The sequence below is a fragment of the Peptoniphilus sp. genome, assembly GCF_034090345.1.
In the GTDB taxonomy this organism is placed as follows: Bacteria; Bacillota; Clostridia; order Tissierellales; family Peptoniphilaceae; genus Peptoniphilus.
In genome coordinates, this window is record NZ_JAXDSS010000017.1 from 1 (window position 1) to 4,867 (window position 4,867).

Annotated in this window: 4 protein-coding genes; 3 read left to right on the plus strand and 1 reads right to left on the minus strand. The window is 33.7% G+C overall.

From position 1 onward, the window contains the following. Positions 1–92 precede the first annotated feature (92 nt). Both groES and groL read left to right on the plus strand, forming a co-directional pair. Complete coding sequence (gene groES, locus SOR77_RS01635; protein WP_320635466.1) at positions 93–374, plus strand: co-chaperone GroES; 282 nt, start codon at positions 93–95, stop codon at positions 372–374. Between the two features lie 19 nt (positions 375–393). Next, entirely contained in the window at positions 394–2,013 is a 1,620-nt protein-coding gene (gene groL, locus SOR77_RS01640) for a chaperonin GroEL (RefSeq protein WP_320635467.1), read from the plus strand. A 248-nt stretch (positions 2,014–2,261) separates the two neighbouring features. On the opposite strand, the gene SOR77_RS01645 is transcribed toward groL, so the two are convergent. After that, positions 2,262–3,185 carry a LysR family transcriptional regulator gene (locus SOR77_RS01645; protein ID WP_320635468.1) on the minus strand — a complete coding sequence of 308 codons (924 nt, stop codon included), beginning with the start codon at positions 3,183–3,185 and terminating at the stop codon, positions 2,262–2,264. 110 nt (positions 3,186–3,295) lie between these two features. Here SOR77_RS01645 and SOR77_RS01650 point away from each other — a divergent pair, with 110 nt between their 5' ends. Beyond that, entirely contained in the window at positions 3,296–4,684 is a 1,389-nt protein-coding gene (locus tag SOR77_RS01650) for a YfcC family protein (protein WP_320635469.1), read from the plus strand. Positions 4,685–4,867 lie beyond the last annotated feature (183 nt).

The following is a 4,867-nucleotide window of genomic DNA, read 5'->3' on the forward strand; positions in this document are numbered from 1 at the left end:
GTAAAATTTGGACTTGAAAAACAAAATTTGTTGTATTATTATATGAATATAAGCACTCGATCTGGAAGAGTGCTAATATTAAGGAGGTAATTATGACTTTAAAACCATTAGATGACAAAATAGTAATCAAAAAAGTAGAAAAAGAAGAGACAACAGCAACGGGAATAGTATTACCAAATTCAGCAAAGGAAGAATCGAATTTAGCTGAAGTTGTGGCAATAGGAAAAAAAGTTACAAGTGATGAAGAGACAAAAGATGAATTAAAAGTTGGAGATAAAGTTATATTCTCTAAGTATGCAGGAACAGAAGTAGAGCTGGAAAAGGTTAAATACACAATACTAAAATACACAGACATTTTAGCGGTAATTGAATAAAGCATAATAAGGAGGAAATATGGCAAAGGAAATTAAATTTTCAGAAGATGCTAGAAAAGGACTTATTGATGGTATCAATAAGCTTTCAAATACAGTAAAAGTTACACTTGGACCAAAGGGAAGAAATGTAATACTTGACAAAGAATATGGTGCACCGCTTATCACAAATGACGGGGTTACAATTGCCAGAGAAATTGAATTTGAAGACAAATTTGAAAATATGGGAGCTCAACTTTTAAAAGAAGTAGCTACAAAGACAAATGATGTAGCCGGAGACGGAACTACAACAGCGACACTTTTAGCTCAAGCAATCACAATAGAAGGTATGAGAAATTTAGCTGCGGGAGCAAATCCTATGGTGCTACAAAAGGGTATCAAAAAAGCAGTTGAAACAACAGTAGAAGAAATCAAAAAGTTCTCAAGATCAGTAGAGACAAAAGAAGCTATAGCACAAGTTGCAGCAAATTCATCAGCAGATGAAGAAGTTGGAAGACTAATTGCTGAAGCAATGGAAAAAGTTGGTAAAGATGGTGTAATCACTATTGAAGAATCTAAGTCAATGGGAACAAGCCTTGAAGTTGTAGAAGGTATGCAATTTGACAGAGGATATGTATCTCCATACATGGTAACAGACAATGAAAAAATGGTTGCTGAAATGGAAAATCCATACATTCTTATTACAGATAAAAAGATAACAAACATTCAAGATTTACTTCCACTTCTTGAACAAGTTCTTCAACAATCAAAACCATTACTTGTAATAGCTGAAGATATAGAAGGTGAAGCCTTAGCTACTTTAGTATTAAATAAGTTAAGAGGCACTCTTAACATAGTGGGAGTAAAAGCTCCCGGATATGGAGATAGAAGAAAGGAAATGCTACAAGATATTGCCATTTTAACAGGTGGTAAAGTAGTATCTTCAGACCTAGGAGAAGAATTAAAAGATGCGACAATAGAAGTGTTAGGTCAAGCTCAAAAGGTTAGAGTTGAAAAAGACTTGACGGTAATTGTTGACGGCGCAGGAGATAAAGAAGACCTTGCTGCAAGAGTACAACAAATAAAAACTCAAGCAGAAGATACAACTTCAGAATTTGATAAAGAAAAATTACAAGAAAGACTTGCCAAGCTTTCAGGTGGAGTTGCAGTAATACAAGTAGGTGCGGCAACAGAAGTTGAACTTAAAGAGAGAAAACTTAGAATAGAAGATGCACTTTCAGCTACAAGAGCAGCAGTAGAAGAAGGAATAGTAGCCGGAGGTGGAACAGTTCTTGTGGACTGTATCGGAGTTATAGAAAAACTTTACGAAGAATCTGAAGGTGATGAAAAGACAGGCGTTGGAATAATTCTAAAAGCTTTAGAAGCACCGGTTAGACAAATTGCAGAAAATGCAGGACTTGAAGGTTCAGTTATAGCTGATAAAGTAAAAGCTGAAAAACCAGGCATAGGATATAATGCCTACACAGGAGAATATATGGATATGGTAGCTGCAGGGATAGTTGATCCAACTAAAGTAACAAGATCAGCACTGCAAAATGCAGCGTCAGTTGCATCAATGATTCTTACAACAGAAGCTGCAGTTGCTTCAATACCAAAAGAAGAACCGCAAATGCCAATGAACCCGGGAATGGGTATGATGTAAGAATAAATATAATAGAAAGTCCGATTCGAAAGAATCGGACTTTTTGTTTTAACAGTATACCGTAGAGGAAATACGAGAGAAACGAGACCCACCAGCGTAACAAAGATATTAAAATAAAATGTGGTAAGGAAGAATGTAGGGGCGGCACGAGAGAAGCGAGGCCCGCCCGTCTAACAAAAATGTAAAAACAAAGCAGCTATAAAAATGTATGGTTGGCACGATAGTACTAAAGTCTAACAAATAAAATGCTATTTATAACAACCTAACAACTCTTTAGTTATTTTTATAAAATCAGAATGAGCCTTGTCCAGATGTGCATTTTTCAAAGAAGAAACCACAAATTTATTACAACGTTTCACATTTCCAATAGATAAGAACACCGGAGTTTTTTCAAAACATTTAAAAAACTTTTCACCTATATCATATGTAAAAGCAATACCTTCACCTATGGATGCAAGTCTAAGACGAGTTTCCATATTCTTTATTACAACAGTTTTAGGCGCTATGTTGCATTCTGAAAAATATAATTTTGAAAGCTTTCCAAGCTTAGCAGTGTTCGGATTACTTATAAAGAAAGTTTCATCTTTTAAGAGTCTTAAGTCAATCCACGGAAATTTAAAACCATCTTTCTTCTCTGCAAGTTCAATATATTTAGAATCATTACAAACACAAATTACAACTTCTTCCTCGTCTAAAATTTCATAATTCAAATTTTTATTTTGCTCATCAGCTATGTAAATTCCAATTTTAGATTTATTTTCCAAAATGGAAGACTCTATTTTATCTATACTCTCCTCTAAAATATCTATATTAAAATTAGGGTAGACTTTTCTAAATTCAGGAAGAATTAAAGGCAAGATATATAAATCTCTGGTAGGTGTGATTGCAAGAGATAGAGTCCCCTTTCGTAGATTGGATATATCATTTATGCTATCTCTTAGCTCAGATTCAAGTTGTAGAATTTTTTGTCCATATTCAATATAAGCCTTACCATAAGGGGTTGGAACAAATTTTCCATTAATTTTCTCAAAAAATTTTACACCAAGTTTATTTTCCATAGAAATTATAAATTTTGAAAGCGTAGGTTGAGAAACATATAACAGCTCAGCGGCTTGAGAGAAGTTACCCGTATTTGCAATTGTAATTATATAGTTATAATATCTAGTATCCATTAATATCACCAGAATAATTATAACATATAGTAATAAAAATTATGAAAAATATGAATTTCACTAATAATGAAAACGATGTTATACTTTAATTAAATAAAGGAGGAGTATATATGGAAACTAAAAAGAAAAAAATGCCACATACCTTGGTAATATTGATGGGGATAATAATTTTCGCAGTTATACTTACATGGGTTATACCATCAGCAGAGTACACAAGGGTAGAAAATGCACAGGGAGTAAAAGTAATAGATCCTAACACGTTCAATTACATAGAAAAGACACCGGTAAATCCGCTTAAGGTATTCAACCTGGCAATTGAAGGATTTGAAAAGAGTGCAGTGCTTATAACAGTAATACTTTTTTCAGGAGCAGCTTTTAACGTAATAACTAAGAGTGGTGCATTGCAGTCTTTAATTGGAATGGTATCGAGAAAGACAAAGAGCAAAGAGTACTTATTTATACCAATACTGACGTTAATTTTTGGATTGATATGTACAACACAAGGAGTTAATACATTTATAGGATTTGCGCCGATAATGGTAATGATAGCGATTGCGTTGGGATTTGACTCAATTGTCGGGGCGGCAATTCTATTATTAGGCGGAGCAGTAGGATTTTCTACAGGGACATTAAATGTAAACACAACTATAGTTGCACAAGAGATAGCCGGACTTGCACCTTATTCAGGTATTGGGTTTAGAGCAGTATGTTTTGCGGTATTTTACATAGTTACAAACTTCATGCTGATCAAATATGCAATGAAAATAAAGAAAAATCCTGAACTCAGTCCTATGTATGAACTAGATAAGGATCGCAGTTATGAAAAAGAAGGAAATGATGAATTTAATAAACCGATGAATACACAAAAATGGCTTATAATATCATCATTATTTTTGGCTCTTGGAATTATAGTATACGGCGGAGTAAAATTAAAATGGAAGTTAGATGAAACGGCGGCAGTTTTTATCTGGCTTTCAATAGTAGCTGGAATTATAGCAGGATATTCACCTTCAACAATTGCAAAATATTTTGTAGAAGGTTGCAAAAATATGATAGGTGCAGCACTTATAATTGGATTTGCAAGAACAGTATCAGGTGTTTTATCAGCAGGAAATATAATGGATACTTCAATCCATGCAATGACTCAAGGAATAAATATATTCCCACAAATTTTGAAAGCCCCAATTATGTTCATTGTTAATTTAATAGTAAATATATTTATAACATCAGGTTCAGGACAAGCAGCGGCAATTATGCCTATTTTTGCACCATTGGCGGATACAGTTGGAATTTCAAGACAAACAGCAGTATTGGCATTTAACTTTGGAGATGGATTCTGCAACTACATCTTACCGACATCAACAGCACTTATGGGAGTTTTAGGAGCGACAGATATACCTTATGACAAATGGATGATATTTATGGGTAAAATCTTTGGCGTTTGGATAGTAATTGGAAGTGTATTGATGATAGCGGCAGAAATTATAGGATATATGTAAGGAGTAAGTTTGAAAGAAAAGATTTTTGATAGAGTAGAGAAACAGAAAAAAAGTCTGACAGATATGTCAGACGCAATCTTCGACAATCCTGAATTGTGTTTTAATGAGAATTTTTCAAGTAAACTTTTAGAAGATTACCTTGAAGAAAATGGATTTAAAGTACAAAGAGGACTTGGTAGTTTA

What these genes read in the sequence shown, in the direction of transcription:
- SOR77_RS01650 (WP_320635469.1), top strand. Translation starts at nt 3,296, where the DNA reads ATGGAAACTAAAAAGAAAAAAATGCCACATACCTTGGTAATATTGATG.
- groL (WP_320635467.1), top strand. Translation starts at nt 394, where the DNA reads ATGGCAAAGGAAATTAAATTTTCAGAAGATGCTAGAAAAGGACTTATT.
- groES (WP_320635466.1), top strand. Translation starts at nt 93, where the DNA reads ATGACTTTAAAACCATTAGATGACAAAATAGTAATCAAAAAAGTAGAA.
- SOR77_RS01645 (WP_320635468.1), bottom strand. Translation starts at nt 3,185, where the DNA reads ATGGATACTAGATATTATAACTATATAATTACAATTGCAAATACGGGT.